Raw genomic sequence first — 17,558 nt, 5'->3', positions numbered from 1 at the left:
GACGGCCCGGCCGTACTCGGGCGACTCCGACAACGCGGCGAGGTGCCGTGCCAGGCGTTCCGGGCCCGCGAAGACCGGCCGGACAGGGCCTAGGTCCAGTCGCGGCCCGTGCGGCCGCGTTTCGTCTCCGCGCGCTGCTTCTTCTCCCGGAGTCTGCGCTCGTTGATACCGCGCGGGATCTTGGTCTTCCTGCGGGCCCGTGGCGGCGGAGCCGTCGCCTCGGCCAGCAGGGCCGCGAGCCGTACCGCCGCCGTCTCCCGGTTGCGCCACTGCGAGCGGTACTCCGAGGCGCGTACGGAGATCACGCCGCCCACCAGCCGGTTCGCGAGCCGCTCCAGGGCACGGTCCTTCCAGACCTGCGGCAGCGCCTCCGTCTTCGCGAGATCGAAGCGCAACTCGACCTGGGAGTCGCTGGTGTTGACATGCTGACCGCCCGGCCCCGACGAGCGCGAGAAACGCCACATCAGTTCGGCCTCCGGCAGGGAGACCGAACCGCGGATGACATAAGGAGGTCCGGACATGCCTCCATGGTCCCGTGCGCCCCGCCCTCGCGTCACCCTCTTTTCCCCGCCGCTCCCGCCCGTCGCCCGCGCTCCCGCGCCCGCCGTCCGGGTAAAGAAAGTAAAGAGGTACGGAACCTCCCGGTCCCTCGCCCGCGTTATGCCGGGTGACGGTAACTTCGGGACGACCCGAAGTCCGCACACGACAACGAAAGGGACATCCCCATGGCTGTAAGCCTGTCCAAAGGCGGCAACGTCTCCCTCACCAAGGAGGCACCGGGCCTGACCGCCGTCACGGTCGGCCTCGGCTGGGACGTCCGCACCACCACCGGCACCGACTTCGACCTCGACGCCTCGGCCATCGCGGTGAACGGCGGCGGCAAGGTCGTCTCCGACGGCCACTTCGTCTTCTTCAACAACAAGTCGACGCCGGACCAGACGATCGTCCACACCGGTGACAACCGCACGGGCGCGGGCGAGGGCGACGACGAGGCGATCAACGTCAACCTGGCGGGTCTGCCGGCCGATGTCGACAAGATCGTCTTCCCGGTCTCCATCTACGACGCCGAGACCCGCAGCCAGAACTTCGGCCAGGTGCGGAACGCGTACATCCGCATCGTCAACCAGGCCGGCGGCGCCGAGATCGCCCGCTACGACCTGAGCGAGGACGCCGCCACCGAGACCGCGATGGTCTTCGGCGAGCTGTACCGCAACGGCGCGGAGTGGAAGTTCCGCGCGGTCGGCCAGGGCTATGCCTCGGGCCTGGTCGGCATCGCCACGGACTTCGGCGTCAACCTCTGACCCGGAAGCATCCGCCCGAACGCCCTCGCGGGATTTCCCGCGGGGGCGTTCGGCCGGGGCGGGCCGTTCGCTGCCGAGCCGGGGCATTCGGCCGGGCGGGACTGCCTGCCGGGCGGGGCAGGCAGCTGAGCGGGACAGGCTGCTGAGCGGGGCGCCCGGCCGAGCGGGACAGACGCCGGCCCGCCGGCCCCTTCAGTCCAGCGGCGGCCTCTCGTCGCCGTACAGCCAGGTGTCCCAGATACCGCTGAGGTCACGGCCCGCCTCCCGCTCCACATAGGTCGTGAAGTCATGGGTGTCGGCGTTGCCGTGACGGTACGTCTCCAGCCAGCCGCGCACGATCCGGAAGAAGGACGCGTCGCCCACGGCCTCCCGTACCTGCTGGACGACCATGGCGCCGCGCCCGTACACCGGCGCGTCGGAGATGTTCGCGGCGGAGGGCGGCTTGGCGGGCGGGAACGCCCAGTTGTCGTCGTCCTCGTACGCCTCCTCGAAGCTCTGCCGCACCGGCACCCGTTCGGTGTGCTCCGTCCAGAGCCACTCGGTGTACTCCGCGAAGCCTTCGTTGAGCCACATGTCGCGCCATGACTTGGGGGTGACGGAGTTCCCGAACCACTGGTGGGCCAGTTCGTGCACGAGTGTCGCGACGCTGGTGGGACCGGGGAGGAAGGGCCTGTTCTGGGTCTCCAGGGCGTACTGGGAATCGCCCTTCCGTCCGATGATCACTCCGGTGGAGGAGAAGGGATACGGCCCGAAGGTCTTCTCCTGCCAGGTGATGATCCCGGGAAGCTCGGCGAGGAGCCGCGCGCTGTCGGCGGCGACGGACGGATCGACGGCGGAGTAGATGGGCAGGGCGCCCACCGTGGCGGCGCCTGCGTCCGCCTTGTCCGCTGTCTTCCCTGCCGTCTTCCCCTCTGTCCTCCCCGGCGTCCTGTCCGTCTCCCCTGGCGTCTTGCCGGGCGTCTTGCCGGGCGTCTCCACCGCCTTCTTCGCCGGTTTCTCCTCCGCCCGCTCCCCCGTCTCCGTCTTGTAGGGACCGATGGCGACCGTGGCCAGATAGCTGGCCATCGGCTGCGCGGAGTGCCAGTCGAAGGAGGTACGGCCGGCCGTCGTGCGCTCGCTCCTCAGCTCACCGTTGGAGACGGCCTTCACCCCCTCGGGCACGGTGATCCGGATGTCGTACGACGCCTTGTCGCTCGGGTGGTGATTGCCCGGGAACCACGCCATCGAGCCGGTCGGCTCCCCCAGCCCCACCGCGCGCTCCCCCGATCTGAGCCATCCCTCCTCCGACTCGTCGGGATCCGTGATGCGCCGCGGTAGGCCGGAGTAGTGAACGACCGTACGGAAGGTGTCCCCGTGGCCGACGACATCGTGCGGCCGGAGCGTGAGTTCCGTACCGGCGCGGTGGAGCGCGGCCCTCTCGCCGTCGACGGTCACCGAATCGACCTTCATCCCCGCGAAATCGAGATTGAAGGCGCTGAGATCCTGGGTGGCGCGGGCGGTGATCTCCGCGGTTCCTTCGAGCCGTCCGGTGGCGGGGGCGTAGTCGAGAGTCAGACCGTAGTGCTGAACGTCATAGCCGCCATTGCCGAGCCGCGCGAAATACGGATCCCGCACACCCGCGGCCCCGGGCCGCCCGCGCACGGCGCCGTCGCCGGAGCAACCGGCGCAGCCGGTGAGAACAAGAAGGGAGAGAGGAAGGGCCAGACGCTTGTCCACCCCATGATCGTAGGTCCCCCCGTCAGAACTCGCCGGTGTCGAGCTCGGACCCCGTGTGAGCGGTGACGTTTTCACACTGGGCGCGGTGCCGGAGCGCAGGAACGTGCGAGCGGCCACCCCGGGAGTCCGTCGGCCGGGGCCATGACACCATCGGGGCCGTGCTCGACATCGGTTACTCCCTCTCCCGCCGCTTTCCCGATCCCCCGCAGACCGACTACCGGCGTGCGGATGTCCAGGCGCTGCGGCACGACCTGTTCTGCGGGGACGTCTATCTCGCGGACGCCAAGGCGGACCGGGAGCTGTCCACCGCCTGGGGATGGGTGCCGGTGCTCGACTTCGCGTGGGCGCTGTGCGACATCGTCGAGCAGCTCGACCGCGATCCGCGCGGCAGCCGTGCGGCCAGGCCGCAGCACGCCGAGCTGGACTTCACCGAGTCGGCCGACCGCATGCTCTTCCAGCGGCGCTTCGGCTGGGTCGATGTGGAGGCCGACTGGATGCCGGCCGACGAACCCCCGCTGACCTTCAGCCACCGTCTCCTGCGCCGTGAGGCCCGTGACTTCCTGCACGATCTGATCGCGGATCTCGCCGACATGCACGAGGGCCTGGCCGACAACCCGATCATCTGGGACCTCCAGTCCCGCTTCCCCCGCGTCTGACCGGCCACAACGCCCCCGGCCCGGGGAACGTCGGGCCGTGCGGCGACGCCTTCCCGGCACGGTCACATCGTCCGCACAGAGCCCTCGCATCGTTTTCCACGCGGGCAGGAGTACATCCCGCAGCTCCGGGCAGACGTCGGATGCCGGGGCACCGCCGGGAACGGGCGACCGTTTCCTCCCCCCACACAGAAGGCGTGCCCCCGGCGCACCACGCAGGCCCCGGTCCACTCCCCCCAGGCCGGGGCCTCCGGTCTGTTCCGGCGAGGTCCCGGTGGGGTCCCGGTGGGGTCTCGATGAGGTCCCAGGACATCCCGAAGCCTCGTCCGCCGTGCGGGCCAGGGCCTGTTCCGGGAGTCCCGCCAGGCCCGTACGCCCCGCCTCCCGTGCCTTTCGACCCGGTCGCGAGGCCCTTCGGTCCGCCCGCCTGCCGATCCCCGCGTCAGTCCTCCACCCGCACGCCTATCTGCGCCGCGAACGCCGGTGCCAGGTGCAGCAGTTGCGCCGAGCTGATCACCGCTCCCGCCAGCCGGTCCAGGCCGCGCGCGATGTCCAGCTCCGCGACCGTGCGCAGATCGACGTCCTTCAGCCGCGCGCCGCTCAGATCCGCCCGCCTGAGCACACAGTCCCGGAACTCCACCCGCTCCAGCTCCGCCTCCCCGAAGTCCGCCTCGGACAGGACGCAGCTCTCGAAGACCACGTCCTTCAGCCGGGCCTTCCGCAGATTCGCGTAGTCGATCTTCCCGCCCCGGAACAGCACCCGCTCCAGCACCGCGCCATGGAGCTGCACTCCGCCCAGCCGCGCGTCCACCACCTCCACATCGCGCAGTGACGCGCCCGCCAGGTCCGTGCCCACTCCCCGGACACCGCTCAGCACGGAATCGATGAACCGTGCGCGCCCGAGGGCCGTCTCGTCGAGAACGCACTCCCGCAGCGCGCAGTCGATGAACCGGGCTCCCGGCCCCTCCTGCCCCGTCAGCACGAGGTCCTTGAACTCCAGGCCGTCGTAATCGCCGTCCGGCTCCAGCCCGCCGCCGTACGGACTCAGCGGCGGCAGCCGCACCTCCGCCCGCCTCGCCTCCACCCGCACCGCCGAACCCGCGCCCGCACCGCCCGCACCGCTCTTCGTCGTCTTCCGCGCCATGTCCCCATGGTGACGTACGGCACTGACAACACGCCGATGTCACAACGAGCTGTCCGGTATCCGTCACACCGGTGAGAGCGAGCACAGCGACAGGCGCGAGAGCAGGCAAGTGCGCGTGAGCAAGTGAGTGAAGGGACACCCGTATGAATCCCAGGAACCGCATCACCGTCGTGGGTGGTGGCCTCGCCGGACTCACCGCCGCGATCACCGGCGCCGAGTCGGGCGCGGCCGTCACCCTCTGGGAGGCCCACCACACGCTCGGCGGCCGGGCCCGTACCGCCGAAGGCGCGTACCGCACCAACGAAGGGCCGCACGCCCTCTACCGCCGGGGACCGCACTGGGCATGGCTGAAGCAGCGCGGTCTGCTCGGTCCCCTGGCGAGCCCGCCCGCGCGCGAAGGCGCCCGTTTCCGCTTCCACCACGGCGGATCCCTGCGCGCGACCCCGCCGCTCGGTCTGCTCCGGCTCGCCCGGCGCAAGGCCGAACACGCACCGGTGGACACCGACTTCATGACCTGGGCCACCGCACTCGCGGGGCCCGCCGCCGCCCGCGCCGCCGCGCACTTCGCCGCCGTGGCCCTCTTCCATCACGACCCGGGCTCGCTCTCCGCCGCCTTCGTCCAGGAGCGTCTGCGGCGCGCCGCCGCGCTGCCGCCCGAGGCCCGGTATCCGACCGGCGGCTGGGGCGAGCTGATCGACCGTATGGCCGGGTACGCGTGGAACCTGGGCGTACGGATCGAGACGGCGGTACGGATCGACACCGTGCCCGAGGACGGCCCTGTGATCGTGGCCACCTCCATGAGCGCGGCGCGCCGGCTCCTCAAGGACGACGGGCTGCGCTGGACGGGAGGCCGTACCGCGCTGCTCGACATCGCGGTCCGGGGGCGCCGTGGCGACGCGTTCGTCGTCTCGGACCTCGACGCTCCCGGCTGGCTCGAACGGTTCACCGCGCAGGACCCGTCCCTCGCACCGGCCGGCGAACAGCTCGTCCAAGGGCAGGTCCCGGTCGGTCCCGGCGAGTCCCGCGCGGACGGGGTCGCGCGGGCCGAGCACCTGCTCGACCTGGGCTTTCCCGGCTGGCGCGCACGCACGCTGTGGCGGCGCGACTCCCTCGCGACCGGCCGTACCGGCGCCGTCGACCCGCCGGGCACCACCTGGCGGGACCGGCCCCGTATCGACCGTGGCGACGGCGTGTATCTCGCGGGCGACGAGGTGGCGGCGCCGGGTGTGCTCTCGGAGGTGTCGTTCAACAGCGGAATCGAGGCGGCCTCGCTGGCCGTGCGGCGGCTGAAGCAGGCGGAAGAGGCCGCCGGATCACGGCCGTCGCGTCCGTCGCGTCCCGGCGGTACCGCCGATCCGGCGGGCCTTGACCTCAAGCGCGCTTGAGGTCGGACGCTTGCTCCCACGACCGTACGAGCACGCCCCGCACCCGCACCCGCACACTCAACCGCGCCCTCGCCCGCACCGCCGATCGGCGCATCCGGATGAACCGGACGAACCTTCAGGGAGCCCGCCATGCACGCCGTCCGCCTCCACGCCTTCGGCCCCGCAGAGAACCTCACGTACGAGCGGACCGAGGACCCCGTGCCCGGCCCCGGCCAGGTCCGGATCGCCGTCGCGGCGGCCGGCGTCCATCTCCTCGACACCGCGCTGCGCGAGGGCATGCCGGGCCCGGGCCCGCGGCCCGGCACCGCCGAACTGCCCACCGTCCCGGGCCGCGAGGTCGCCGGCACCGTCGAGTCGCTGGGCGAGGGCGTGCCCGCCCGCTGGCTCGGCAAGCGGGTCGTCGCACACCTGGGCATGGTGCCCGGCGGTTACGCGGAACTCGCCGTCACCGACACCGCCCGGCTGCACGAGATCCCGGCCGGGCTCGACGAGGCCGAGGCGGTCGCCATGATCGGTACGGGCCGTACGGCCATGGGCATCCTCCAGTTCACCGACGGACTCGGCCCTGACGACATCGTGCTCGTACCGGCGTCGGCAGGCGGGATCGGCACCCTGCTCGTCCAGTACGCGAAGAACGCCGGCGCCACCGTCGTCGGCCTCGCGGGCGGCCCGGCCAAGGTCGCCCGCACCGCCGCGAACGGCGCCGACCTCGCCGTCGACTACACCCTGCCCGACTGGCCCGCACAGGTCCGCGACCATCTGCGCGAGCGGCACGGCGGCCGTGGCGCGACCGTCGTCTTCGACTCCGTCGGCGGCGCCACGGGCCTGGCCGCCGTCGATCTCCTCGCCAAGGGCGGCCGGCACATCGTCTTCGGCTGGTCGGGGGCGGGCCCGCGCGACGGAGCGCCGCTGACCTTCACGGACGAGGAACTGGCGGAGCGCGGAATCAGCTCCGAGTCCGTCCTCGGCCCGGTGATGCTCCAGAAGGCGGGCGGCGACATCCGCGTGCTGGAGGAGCGCTCGCTCGCCGAGGCCGCGGCCGGACGGCTGCGCCCCGCCGTACAGCGCTTCCCGCTCGCCGAGGCGGCACGCGCGCACCGGGCGCTGGAGACGCGCCGCACGATGGGAAAGGTCGTCCTGGAGCCGTAGCCACAGCGCCCGGAGCCGTACCCGGGAGCCCGCGGCCGAGAGCCGACGGCGCGTAAGCCCACAGCCCGCAGCCAGGCCGTGGCCAGGGCGTGGCCCGCGCGACCGAGAGCCTCGGAGCCCGTGCCCGCGCCCGCAAGCCTCGCGGCCCGCGGCTCGCAGGCCGGGGCCCGTAGCCGGGACTCCGGCCCGTGGCCCGCGGCCCCGGAGGCCGAGCTCCGTACCGGCGCCAGGACGGGGGTCCGGCGCCGGTACGGCAACGGCCGTGTTCCCCGGCCGCGAGAAGCGGAACCACCCGATCCATGGTGTTCTGTCCAGAGATCCGGCGAAGAGCCGACCACCGCGGCGGGCCGACCGCGCCCGGCACAGATCCAGCAGACCCAGCAGATCCAGATCCAGATCCATGGGACCCGTACGACGGAAGACGCGAGGGAAGACCTGGGATGAGCGACCCGGCGAACTCGGACAGCCGCCCCGGCCCCCGGCCCGGCCCGGAGCCCGGCACCGAGGTCGACACCCACCGCTGGTGGGCCCTGGCCGTCATCGCGACAGCCCAGCTCATGGTCGTACTCGACGCCACCATCGTGAACATCGCCCTGCCCTCGGCCCAGCGCGAACTCGGCCTGACCAACGGAAACCGGCAGTGGGTGATCACCGCCTACACCCTGGCCTTCGGCGGGCTGCTGCTCCTCGGCGGCCGGATCGCCGACCTCGTCGGCCGTAAACGCACCTTCGTCGTCGGCCTGATCGGATTCGCCGCGGCCTCCGCGATCGGCGGCGCGTCCACCGGCCCCGAGATGCTCTTCCTCGCCCGCGCGCTCCAGGGCGCCTTCGCCGCGCTCCTCGCGCCGTCCGCGCTCTCCCTGCTCACCACCACCTTCACCAGCGGCACCGAGCGGGCCAAGGCCTTCGGTGTCTTCAGCGCCATCGCGGGCGCGGGATCCGCGATCGGCCTGCTCGTCGGCGGCGTTCTCACCGAGTATCTGAGCTGGCGGTGGTGTCTGTACGTCAACGTCCCGATCGCCGCCGTCGCCGTGGTCGGCGCGTTCACCCTGCTCGGCGACCGGGCCGGCACCCGTGGCGCGCAGGGGGCGCATCTCGACATCCCGGGCGTCGTGCTCGGCTGCGGCGGTCTCGTCGCCCTCGTCTACGGACTCGGCGAGGCCGAGGCCAAGGGCTGGAGCGCGCCGCTCGTGCTGGGCCTGCTGCTGGGCGGCGTGGCGCTGCTGTGCGTCTTCGTGTGGTGGCAGAACCGTTCCAGCGGGCCACTGCTGCCTCTGCGTATCGTCCGCGACCGCAATCGCGGCGGATCGATGCTCATCATGTGCCTGACGACCGTCGGGCTGTTCGGGGCGTTCCTGTTCATGACGTACTTCCTGCAGAACATCCTCGGCTACACGCCCTTGCGGACCGGGCTCGCCTTTCTGCCGCTGACCGCCTCGATCGTCGTCGGCTCCACCCAGATCTCCGCCAGACTGCTGCCGTACGTGCCGCCACGGTTTCTGCTCGTACCCGGACTGCTGCTCGGCGCGGGCGGGCTGTACTCGCTGACCTTCATCGACCCCCACTCCAGCTATCCGGCGCACATCCTGCCCGGCACCGTGCTGCTGGGTCTCGGCCTCGGGCTCACCTTCATGCCCGCCATCGCCACCGGCACCTCGGGCGTACCGGCCAGGGACTCCGGTGTCACCTCGGCGACCGTCAACACCGCGCAGCAGGTCGGCGGCTCCATCGGTACGGCCCTCCTCAACACCGTCGCGACAACCACCACGAGCGCCTACCTCGCGGCCCATCTCGCGGCGGCGGAGAAGAAGGGCGGACTCACCCCGGCCGAGAGGACGGAGATCGTGAACACCGGCACGGTCCACGGCTTCACCGTCGCCATCGCCTGGGCGGCGGTCATCCTGCTGGCGGCGGCGGTCGTGGCCGCGCTCGTCGTCACGGGCGACTCACCGCGCAACCGCGAGGCGGCGGCGACGACCACCGGCACCACCTGACCACGGCCCGCCCGTCCTGCTCCCCGACCACCGCCCACCCTCTGTGCACCCCTTGTGCACCGGACAGGGCCCCTCCGCCCGCCTTGGGCGGTCCGGGCCGGGCGCCCGGCCCGCCCTGGGGCCCGCCTACTCCGGCGCCGTCCCCAGCCCGGTGAGCGCGTCGTCCGCCAGGCGGTACACCGTCCAGCCGTCCTGCGGCTGCGCGCCCAGGGACCGGTAGAAGGCGATCGACGGCTCGTTCCAGTCGAGGACCGACCACTCCAGGCGCTCGTAGCCGCGCTCCACGCAGATCCGCGCCAGCTCCGTCAGCAGCGCCTTCCCGTGCCCGGCGCCGCGCCGGTCGGGACGTACGTACAGGTCCTCCAGATACACCCCGTGCACGCCGCGCCACGTCGAGAAGTTCAGGAACCAGAGCGCGAAGCCCACCGGCTCGCCGTCCTCGTCCGACTCCGCGACATGCGCGAACGCCGCGGGCCGCTCGCCGAACAGCGCCTCGTGGAGCTGCTCCTCGGTCGCCTTCGCCTCGTCCAGGCACTTCTCGTACTCCGCCAGTTCCCGGATCATCTCGTGGATCACCGGGACATCGGCGGCAGTGGCATCACGAATCATGACCGCAGCCTGCCCTCTCGGCCGCTCACCGTGCCAGCAGTGACCGAGCAATGGACACCTGATCGGAATCGAGCGCGCACTCGCCGTCCTTGATGTGCCACAGGGAGTTCTGGAGGACCCGCCCCAGCGTCCAGGCGCGGGCCCGCTCCCGGTCCAGCCCCAGCACCTCCGTCATCAGATCGAAGCGCCACAGCGTCCGCGACGCGTCGAAGCGGTTGTCCAGCGCGGGCAGCAGCTCGAAGCCAGGGTCGCCCGCCAGCGGCGTCGGATCGATCGCCAGCCATGGTTCGCGGTCACCGGCCAGGACGTTCTCGTAGTGCAGATCCCAGTGCAGCAGCCGGTCCCCCGGCTCGGCCGCCACCTCGCGCATCGCCGCCGCGCAGTCCCGCAGCAGGCGCCGCTCGCTGTCGTCGGTGAGCGCGTCGACGAGCGAGGCACCAGGCACGGCAGAGGACGGATCAACGAGCGGGCCGCCCGTCCGGTGGACCGGCGAACCGGCCGGCGGATCGGCCGGCGGGGCAGCCCGCGAGTCCGTCACCGCCCGCTCCGGCCCCGCCACCTCGCGCAGCATCCGCGCCGCGACATCGCCCAGCGAGCGCAGACCGGCCGGCGCCCGCGCCTCGGTCAGCCGCGCCAGCAGCTCCGCCAGAACCCGGACCGCCTCACCCGACGGCACACCGCTCAGATCCCGGGCACGCAGCCGCTCCAGCAGCAGCGTGCCCGTCTCCCCGTCGTACCGCAGCAGCCGCACCGCGCCGTCGCCGTCCCACACCCGCAGCGCCACCGGCTCCCCGGCCGACTCCTCGTCGAGATGCTGAAGCTTCAGCACCGCCGCCGTACCGTCCGCGCACTCCACCGGCAGCACCAGCGCACACATGCCGTACATCGAAGGACCGGTACGGCGCAGCTCCCAGCGCTCCAGAAAATCCGCCGCCCGGCCCGGCAGCGCCGCGATGAACGCACGACCGGCCTCGCCCAGAAACTTCGACTGTGTTTCCGCCAGCTCCACCGGAATGTCAATCACGCCCACGATCCTACGGCCGTGCGTGAATCGGCCCATGCGCCGCATTCTCCACACGGTCCGCACCTGGATCACGAGCGCCCCCGGCACCTATCTCTGGCTGGCCGCCCTCTTCGTCACCACCGTCGCCCTCCATCAGATGTCGCCCCAGTTCGAGAGGGAATTCCTGCTCCAGCGCTCCACCAACATCCATGAGCTGTCCACCGATCCCGTCCGTGTGCTCATCGCCAGCGCCTTCTGGATCGACGGCGGTACATGGCTCCCGTACGCCGTGCTCTACACCGTCTTCCACGCGCCCGCCGAACACTGGCTCGGCACCCCGCGCTGGCTCTCCGTGGCCGCGCTCGCCCATATCGGCGCCACCCTCGTCAGCGAGGGCGTCCTCGGCTGGGCCATCCACCACGGGCACGCCCCGCAGTCCGCCGCCAACACCCTGGACGTCGGAGTCAGCTACGCGCTCGCCGGAATCGCCGGGGTCCTCACCTACCGCGTACCGCTCCCCTGGCATCTGCCCTATCTCGCCGCCGTCCTGATCTTCTACGGCGTGCCGCTGATCACCGGCCGTACCTTCACCGACCTCGGCCATCTCGCCTCGGTCCTCATCGGGCTCGCCTGCTACCCCCTGACGCGTGCCCGCCGTCCCCGTCGATACCTGGACAAACGTACGAGCATCGGTGTACGAACACCCTCATGACCAGCGCAGACAACGGCGGTATCTCCTTCTGGTATGTCCAGGACGGCATCCCGGCCCCACGCGAACCGCTCCCCGGCGACGCGACCGCCGACGTCTGTATCGTCGGCGGCGGCTACACCGGCCTCTGGACGGCCTACTACCTCAAGAAGGCGGCGCCCTTCCTCGACATCACCGTCCTGGAAGCGAAGTTCTGCGGTTACGGCGCCTCCGGCCGTAACGGCGGCTGGCTCTACAACGGCATCGCGGGCCGCGACCGCTACGCCGAACTCCACGGCCACGACGCCGCCGTACGCCTCCAGCACGCCATGAACGACACCGTCGCCGAGGTCGTACGCGTCGCGGCGGAGGAGCACATCGACGCCGACATCCACCGGGGCGGCGTCCTCGAAATCGCCCGCACACCCGCCCAGCTCGCCCGCCTCAAGGACTTCCACACCGCGGAGACCGCCTTCGGCGAGACCGACCGCACACTCCACGGCGCACAGGAGACCGCCGACCGTATCCGCGTCACCGGAGCCCTCGGCTCCACCTGGACACCGCACGGCGCCCGGCTCCATCCCGTGAAACTGGTCAAAGGTCTCGCCGCGGCCGTCGAAGCGCTCGGCGTCACCATCCACGAGTCGACGCCCGTCACCGAGATCCGGCCCAAGCAGGCGCTCACGCCGTACGGCACCGTCCGCGCGCCCTACATCCTCCGCTGCACCGAGGGCTTCACCGCGAACCTGAAGGGCGCCCGGCGCACCTGGCTGCCCATGAACTCCTCGATGATCGCCACCGAACCACTGCCCGCCGAGATCTGGGACACCATCGGCTGGGACGGCCGCGAGACCCTCGGCGACATGGCACACGCCTATATGTACGCCCAGCGCACCGCCGACGACCGGATCGCCCTCGGCGGCCGTGGCCACCCGTACCGCTACGGCTCCCGAGCCGCGCGCCTCTCGGACACCGCCCGCATCCCGACCGCCACCGTCGAGGCGCTCCGCGAGATCCTCGTCCGCTTCTTCCCCGCCACCGCGGACGCCCGGATCGACCACGCCTGGTCCGGCGTCCTCGGTGTCCCGCGCGACTGGTGCGCCACCGTCACCCTCGACCGCACCACCGGCCTGGGCTGGGCGGGCGGCTACGTCGGCTCGGGCGTCGCCACCACCAACCTCGCCGCCCGCACGCTGCGCGACCTGATCCAGCTGGACTCGGGCCAGTCGGGCCCCACCGAACTGACCACCCTGCCCTGGGTCGACCACCGGGTGCGCAAGTGGGAGCCCGAGCCCTTCCGCTGGCTGGGCGTCCACGCCCTGTACGCGGCCTACCGCACCGCCGACGCCAAGGAGTCGACCGCCACCGCCGCCACCACCCACCCCATGGCCCGCGCGGCCAACCGCGTCTCAGGCCGCTGACCGCGTCCTCCCGCACCCGCCGCGCCCCTCGCGTCCCCACGTCCTGGCGTCCCCCGCGTCCCGCACGCTCCCCCGCCTGAGCGGCGGTCGCGGTGGCACGCACCCGGTCCGGGCCCCCGGCGCCCTGCCGAGCTACCTCTCGATCAGCTGGTCGGCGATCGCGTCGAGGTCCTGCCCGACGCGGTCCGGCTGCGGGCCGACGTCGAGTGGCGCGTTGCCCTCGCGAAGGATGAGCGCGGTCCGCCAGCCGGCCGACGCGGCGCCGATCGTGTCCCAGACATGGCACGCGATCAGGCAGATGTCCCCGGGATCGGCCTCGATCGCGGCGGCCACCGACCGGTAGCCCTCAGGCGCCGGTTTGTGGCGCCGTACGGTCTCGACGCTGAAGCGGCGCTCGAACAGATCGGTCAGCCCCGCCCGCTCCAGCTGCCGCCCGGAGATCTCCAGCGTGTTGTCCGTGAGGGTGAACAGCCGGAAGCCGTGGTCGCGGAGCCGGCGCAGGGCCGCCGGGACCTCGGGATGAGGCGGCATACCGGCGAACCGGTCCGTGAGCTCGGCACTGTCGGCGTCACTGACCGTGATGCCGCGTGTGGCGGCCAGCATCCGGAGTACGGCACCGCCGATGTCGGTGAACGGCACGTACACCCCGCTGAGCGTGAGCGCCTCGGAGTAGGTGATCAGGTTGGTGAACCACAGGCGCAGGGCGGCGGGGTCGCCGAAGATCCTGTCGAAGGTGGGGCGGAGCGCGTTCAGGTCGAGCAGGGTCTCGTTGACGTCGAAGACCACGATCGGCCGCTCAGGCATGACGGACCTTTCGCTCATCGGTGGGGGGAGAACGGGGCCGCCGCCACAGCCGTGCGGGGCCTGTCCGGGTGCCTCGGAACGGCGGGCCTTCCAGAATTCCCCGGCGAAGATCATCGACGGCCCCGACAGTATGGGACGCGAGCGGGGCGACGGGGGGCCGCTGCGCGGAAGCGCCACGCGCCTTCGTCCCGTGTCACCCCTCCGGCTGGGCCGGTCGAGTTGCCGGGACGGGGCTGACGTTTGAATGTCGTCCCATCCCGTTGAGCCATCTCATCCCGTCGACCGGCTCGGCCCGCACGGTGTGACGCGCCGCCGCGCCGACCATGTGGTGAACGTCACCCTCAGTCCGGCCACAGGCAGGACGCCCTCGCACACCCCGCCCGCTCACCGCGGCCCACCGCCGCCCACCGCACGACGCACCCGGCGACGCATCGCGGGAACGGCCCAGCGCCCGAAGGCCCGTTGACGCCCGCCCGACGACGGCACGCCCCCGCGGACCACCGCCGAAGCACACCCCCGCACATCCGGCCCCAAGGTCACAGAACAGCGAAAAGCCCAGGTCGGAGACGACTCCGGCCTGGGCTCCACGGAGCCCCCTGTCGGATTCGAACCGACGACCTACGCATTACAAGTGCGTTGCTCTGGCCAACTGAGCTAAGGAGGCGTGCGCGAGCAGTGTAACCGCCCTGGATCACCGCCCGGCAGGGAATTGGTGAGGGCCGGAGTACTGACAGATGCGGAATCGCGGGGTAGCGTCACCTGGAGTTCACCAGGTGGACTAGACCCATCCTTCGCCCTCCGGCGGAGGAACCATTCCTTTACTCGGATCGTCCGGCACGTTCCTGCCGGTGGAGGGACACATCGTCATGGCTACTGTCTCGTTCGACAAGGCAACCCGCGTCTACCCGGGTTCCACGAAGCCCGCCGTCGACCAGCTGGAAATCGAGATCGCGGACGGCGAGTTCCTCGTCCTCGTCGGTCCCTCCGGCTGCGGCAAGTCGACCTCCCTGCGCATGCTCGCGGGTCTTGAGGACGTCAACGCGGGTGCCATCCGTATCGGCGAGCGCGATGTCACGCATCTGCCGCCGAAGGACCGGGACATCGCCATGGTGTTCCAGAACTACGCGCTCTACCCGCACATGTCCGTCGCCGACAACATGGGCTTCGCGCTCAAGATCGCCGGTGTGAACAAGGCGGACATCCGCAAGAAGGTCGAGGAGGCCGCGAAGATCCTCGACCTCTCCGAGTACCTGGACCGCAAGCCCAAGGCGCTCTCCGGCGGTCAGCGGCAGCGTGTCGCGATGGGACGCGCCATCGTGCGTGAGCCGCAGGTGTTCCTCATGGACGAGCCGCTGTCGAACCTGGACGCCAAGCTCCGTGTCTCGACCCGTACGCAGATCGCGTCGCTCCAGCGCCGTCTCGGCATCACCACGGTGTACGTGACCCACGACCAGGTCGAGGCCATGACCATGGGCGACCGCGTGGCGGTCCTCAAGGACGGGCTGCTCCAGCAGGTCGACTCCCCGCGCAACATGTACGACCGGCCGGCCAACCTCTTCGTCGCCGGCTTCATCGGCTCCCCGGCCATGAACCTGGTCGAGGTGCCGATCACCGACGGTGGTGTGAAGTTCGGCAACAGCGTGGTGCCGGTGTCGCGTGAGGCGCTCGCCGCCGCCGCGGACAAGGGCGACAGGACCGTGACGGTCGGCGTCCGCCCCGAGCACTTCGACCTCGCCGAGGACAGCACCTCCGGCACGCTCTCCAAGGAGGCGCCGGCCGGTCTGGCCGTGGTCGTCAATGTCGTCGAGGAGCTGGGCGCCGACGGCTATGTGTACGGCACCGCCGACCTCGGCAGCGAGAAGAAGGACATCGTCGTCCGCGTCAACGGCCGCGCCGTGCCGGAGAAGGGCGCCAAGCTGCACGTCGTGCCGCGCGCCGGCGAGACGCACGTCTTCTCGACCTCCACGGGCGAGCGCCTGACCGACTGAACCGGTTGAATCGGTTGAATCGGTTGAATCGATTGATCTGTGACGGCCCCGCACTCCGGTGCGGGGCCGTCCGCGTGTGCCCCACACGCCGCTCATGTCGATAAATACCCCGGCACACAGGTCATTTCGGACGGGCACGTCAACGCCCAATTCGAAAAGGACGGTCGAACCATCCCTCGGGAGAGTGACTAAATGTCGCCAAATCATCACCGGCCGCTACGCTCGCCTGCGTGACGCACTCAGCCCGCCGTATCGGCCGAACTCTCGCTCTCGTACTGCCCGTCGTCCTGGTGCTCTCCGGGACCCTCGCGGTCGCCCGTGTTCCGTGGGCGTCCAGCACAGCCGAGTCGCAGGTCCTGACCGCCTCCTCGGACACCGCCTCGGTGCGGGCCAAGTCCCGTACGCCCCAGGATATTCTGCGCGAGCAGCTTCTCGTGGAACTTCAGGAGAAGGATCCGGGCATCGCCCTGACGCACCTTCAGCGACAGGTCGAGGAGCGTCCGTCGCTCGCCGGGCACTGCATGTCGATCGCCCGGGCCCTGGGCCGCGCGGCCGTGGCGACGTACGGCCCGACCCGCGCGCAGTCCTTCTCCCGGCCCGTGTGCGACACGTCGTTCGCGTACGGCGTGTCCCAGCAGGCCGCGGGGAGCTGACCGCGCAACACCCGCGGAGGGAGTCCGCCGCGGGAAGACCGAGCGCGGGAGCCTCTCGCCGTACGAGGCTCCCGGCGCGGGCAGTTCACGGCGGAGAGCCGGTCGCGTGCCGACCGGACAGCGAGCGGACACCGGGCGGACGCCGGCCGGCCGTCGGCCGATCGTCGGCCGCGGCCCGTCGGCCGTCCTGCCCCGCCTATCGTTCACCGTATGCATACGTTTCCGACGCAGGCCGTGGTCCTCGCGGGCGGCCAGGGGTCGCGGCTGCGCCCGTACACCGATGACCGTCCCAAGCCGATGGTCGAGATTCCCGGCACGGGAACCCCGATCATCGGCCATCAGCTCGCCTGGCTCGCCTCCGAGGGCGTGACCGACGCCGTCATCTCGTGCGGGCATCTCGCCGAAGTCCTCCAGGAATGGTTGGACTCGGCGGACCTTCCGCTGCGGGTCACGACCGTGGTGGAACCCGAGCCCCTGGGGCGCGGTGGCGGCCTCAAGTACGCCGCCGCCAAACTTCCTGCCCCCGCGCAGCCTTGGTATGCCACCAATGGCGACATCTGGACACGTTTCTCGCTGCGCGAGATGGCCGCCTTCCACGCCGAGCGTGACGCGACGGCGACGCTCGCCCTGGCCCGTCCCCGGATCCCGTGGGGGGCTGTGGAGACCGACGAGTTCGGCCATGTCCTCGACTTCATCGAGGCGCCTCCGTCGCCCTATCTGATCAACGCGGGTGTGTATGTGTTCTCCCCGCGCTTCGCCGGACTGCTGCCGGAACGCGGCGACCACGAGCGCACGACATTCCCGCGCCTGGCACGCGAGCGCAGCCTGGCGGGCTTTCCGCTGCCGCACGGCGCGTACTGGCGGGCCATCGACACGGCGAAGGACCTCACGGAGGCGGCCAAGGAACTGGCGTCGGGCCCCCGCTGAATACGACGGAGCGTGCGCCGAGGACCGGCTGAAGCCACCTCGTCACCTCGTCGCGCGCCACGGCAGAACCGACCGGACCGACCGGCGGGCCGCCCGAGCCCCCCGGGCCCCTGGGGCAACGCG

16 protein-coding genes and 1 tRNA gene are annotated in these 17,558 nt (G+C 71.4%); 10 read left to right on the top strand and 7 right to left on the bottom strand.

What is annotated here, in order from left to right; all coding sequences use genetic code 11:
• Positions 1–89: 89 nt before the first annotated feature.
• Positions 90–521 (bottom strand): alternative ribosome rescue aminoacyl-tRNA hydrolase ArfB, encoded by a 432-nt coding sequence (arfB, locus tag BFF77_RS28985; RefSeq protein WP_066955724.1) that lies wholly within the window; start codon positions 519–521, stop codon positions 90–92.
• A gap of 204 nt (positions 522–725) precedes the next feature.
• On the opposite strand from arfB, the gene BFF77_RS28980 reads away from it, so the two are divergent.
• A complete protein-coding gene (locus BFF77_RS28980; RefSeq protein WP_066955721.1) occupies positions 726–1,301 on the top strand; it encodes a TerD family protein in 576 nt (191 codons plus the stop codon).
• Between the two features lie 192 nt (positions 1,302–1,493).
• Here BFF77_RS28980 and BFF77_RS37265 read toward each other — a convergent pair whose 3' ends face one another.
• Positions 1,494–3,017: a M1 family metallopeptidase gene (locus BFF77_RS37265; RefSeq protein ID WP_066955717.1), complete on the bottom strand. Its 1,524-nt coding sequence runs from the start codon at positions 3,015–3,017 to the stop codon at positions 1,494–1,496.
• A gap of 158 nt (positions 3,018–3,175) precedes the next feature.
• Between BFF77_RS37265 and BFF77_RS28970 the strand changes: the two genes are divergently transcribed.
• Positions 3,176–3,673, top strand: coding sequence for a hypothetical protein (locus BFF77_RS28970; RefSeq protein ID WP_066955714.1), 498 nt, complete (start codon positions 3,176–3,178; stop codon positions 3,671–3,673).
• A gap of 439 nt (positions 3,674–4,112) precedes the next feature.
• Here the strand turns inward: BFF77_RS28970 and BFF77_RS28965 are convergent, their stop codons facing one another.
• Complete coding sequence (locus BFF77_RS28965; RefSeq protein ID WP_066955711.1) at positions 4,113–4,814, bottom strand: pentapeptide repeat-containing protein; 702 nt, start codon at positions 4,812–4,814, stop codon at positions 4,113–4,115.
• Between the two features lie 143 nt (positions 4,815–4,957).
• Here BFF77_RS28965 and BFF77_RS28960 point away from each other — a divergent pair, with 143 nt between their 5' ends.
• From BFF77_RS28960 to BFF77_RS28950, 3 genes are all read left to right on the top strand, one after another.
• Positions 4,958–6,199, top strand: coding sequence for an NAD(P)-binding protein (locus tag BFF77_RS28960; protein WP_079125584.1), 1,242 nt, complete (start codon positions 4,958–4,960; stop codon positions 6,197–6,199).
• A gap of 129 nt (positions 6,200–6,328) precedes the next feature.
• Positions 6,329–7,348, top strand: coding sequence for a zinc-binding dehydrogenase (locus BFF77_RS28955; protein WP_066955709.1), 1,020 nt, complete (start codon positions 6,329–6,331; stop codon positions 7,346–7,348).
• A 440-nt stretch (positions 7,349–7,788) separates the two neighbouring features.
• The gene (locus BFF77_RS28950) at positions 7,789–9,342 is read left to right on the top strand and encodes an MFS transporter (protein WP_066955706.1); all 1,554 of its coding nucleotides are present in this window, start codon (positions 7,789–7,791) and stop codon (positions 9,340–9,342) included.
• 126 nt (positions 9,343–9,468) lie between these two features.
• Here the strand turns inward: BFF77_RS28950 and BFF77_RS28945 are convergent, their stop codons facing one another.
• Both BFF77_RS28945 and BFF77_RS28940 read right to left on the bottom strand, forming a co-directional pair.
• Positions 9,469–9,951: a GNAT family N-acetyltransferase gene (locus tag BFF77_RS28945; RefSeq protein WP_066955703.1), complete on the bottom strand. Its 483-nt coding sequence runs from the start codon at positions 9,949–9,951 to the stop codon at positions 9,469–9,471.
• A gap of 25 nt (positions 9,952–9,976) precedes the next feature.
• Positions 9,977–10,975: an aminoglycoside phosphotransferase family protein gene (locus tag BFF77_RS28940; protein WP_425424438.1), complete on the bottom strand. Its 999-nt coding sequence runs from the start codon at positions 10,973–10,975 to the stop codon at positions 9,977–9,979.
• Between the two features lie 34 nt (positions 10,976–11,009).
• Between BFF77_RS28940 and BFF77_RS28935 the strand changes: the two genes are divergently transcribed.
• A complete protein-coding gene (locus BFF77_RS28935) occupies positions 11,010–11,666 on the top strand; it encodes a rhomboid-like protein (protein ID WP_066955698.1) in 657 nt (218 codons plus the stop codon).
• The gene (locus BFF77_RS28930; RefSeq protein WP_066955695.1) at positions 11,663–13,063 is read left to right on the top strand and encodes an NAD(P)/FAD-dependent oxidoreductase; all 1,401 of its coding nucleotides are present in this window, start codon (positions 11,663–11,665) and stop codon (positions 13,061–13,063) included. The genes BFF77_RS28935 and BFF77_RS28930 overlap by 4 nt, the downstream gene beginning before the upstream one ends.
• A 132-nt stretch (positions 13,064–13,195) precedes the next feature.
• Here the strand turns inward: BFF77_RS28930 and BFF77_RS28925 are convergent, their stop codons facing one another.
• Together BFF77_RS28925 and BFF77_RS28920 are read right to left on the bottom strand one after the other, a co-directional pair.
• On the bottom strand, positions 13,196–13,867 hold the full coding sequence (locus BFF77_RS28925) for a haloacid dehalogenase type II (protein WP_066955692.1): 672 nt from the start codon (positions 13,865–13,867) through the stop codon (positions 13,196–13,198).
• 590 nt (positions 13,868–14,457) lie between these two features.
• Positions 14,458–14,531, bottom strand: a tRNA-Thr gene (locus BFF77_RS28920).
• A 202-nt stretch (positions 14,532–14,733) separates the two neighbouring features.
• Between BFF77_RS28920 and BFF77_RS28915 the strand changes: the two genes are divergently transcribed.
• The 3 genes from BFF77_RS28915 to BFF77_RS28905 all read left to right on the top strand — a co-directional run bounded on the left by BFF77_RS28915 (position 14,734) and on the right by BFF77_RS28905 (position 17,435).
• The gene (locus tag BFF77_RS28915) at positions 14,734–15,855 is read left to right on the top strand and encodes an ABC transporter ATP-binding protein (RefSeq protein ID WP_066955689.1); all 1,122 of its coding nucleotides are present in this window, start codon (positions 14,734–14,736) and stop codon (positions 15,853–15,855) included.
• 230 nt (positions 15,856–16,085) lie between these two features.
• On the top strand, positions 16,086–16,508 hold the full coding sequence (locus tag BFF77_RS28910; RefSeq protein WP_066955687.1) for a hypothetical protein: 423 nt from the start codon (positions 16,086–16,088) through the stop codon (positions 16,506–16,508).
• A 210-nt stretch (positions 16,509–16,718) separates the two neighbouring features.
• Positions 16,719–17,435 carry a nucleotidyltransferase family protein gene (locus tag BFF77_RS28905; RefSeq protein ID WP_066955684.1) on the top strand — a complete coding sequence of 239 codons (717 nt, stop codon included), beginning with the start codon at positions 16,719–16,721 and terminating at the stop codon, positions 17,433–17,435.
• Positions 17,436–17,558 lie beyond the last annotated feature (123 nt).

Origin of the sequence: Streptomyces lushanensis, assembly GCF_001700515.1 — a bacterium.
Lineage (GTDB): Bacteria > Actinomycetota > Actinomycetes > Streptomycetales > Streptomycetaceae > Streptomyces > Streptomyces lushanensis.
Note: the sequence above shows the minus strand (reverse complement) of the source record. Positions and strands in the feature narration are given on the sequence as shown.

Excerpts from the sequence above, each read along its gene's own strand:
- BFF77_RS28915 (WP_066955689.1), top strand. The coding sequence starts at position 14,734 with ATGGCTACTGTCTCGTTCGACAAGGCAACCCGCGTCTACCCGGGTTCC.
- BFF77_RS28930 (WP_066955695.1), top strand. The coding sequence starts at position 11,663 with ATGACCAGCGCAGACAACGGCGGTATCTCCTTCTGGTATGTCCAGGAC.
- BFF77_RS28965 (WP_066955711.1), bottom strand. The coding sequence starts at position 4,814 with ATGGCGCGGAAGACGACGAAGAGCGGTGCGGGCGGTGCGGGCGCGGGT.
- BFF77_RS28980 (WP_066955721.1), top strand. The coding sequence starts at position 726 with ATGGCTGTAAGCCTGTCCAAAGGCGGCAACGTCTCCCTCACCAAGGAG.
- BFF77_RS28960 (WP_079125584.1), top strand. The coding sequence starts at position 4,958 with ATGAATCCCAGGAACCGCATCACCGTCGTGGGTGGTGGCCTCGCCGGA.
- BFF77_RS28945 (WP_066955703.1), bottom strand. The coding sequence starts at position 9,951 with ATGATTCGTGATGCCACTGCCGCCGATGTCCCGGTGATCCACGAGATG.
- BFF77_RS28950 (WP_066955706.1), top strand. The coding sequence starts at position 7,789 with ATGAGCGACCCGGCGAACTCGGACAGCCGCCCCGGCCCCCGGCCCGGC.
- BFF77_RS28925 (WP_066955692.1), bottom strand. The coding sequence starts at position 13,867 with ATGCCTGAGCGGCCGATCGTGGTCTTCGACGTCAACGAGACCCTGCTC.
- BFF77_RS28955 (WP_066955709.1), top strand. The coding sequence starts at position 6,329 with ATGCACGCCGTCCGCCTCCACGCCTTCGGCCCCGCAGAGAACCTCACG.
- arfB (WP_066955724.1), bottom strand. The coding sequence starts at position 521 with ATGTCCGGACCTCCTTATGTCATCCGCGGTTCGGTCTCCCTGCCGGAG.
- BFF77_RS28935 (WP_066955698.1), top strand. The coding sequence starts at position 11,010 with ATGCGCCGCATTCTCCACACGGTCCGCACCTGGATCACGAGCGCCCCC.
- BFF77_RS28905 (WP_066955684.1), top strand. The coding sequence starts at position 16,719 with ATGCATACGTTTCCGACGCAGGCCGTGGTCCTCGCGGGCGGCCAGGGG.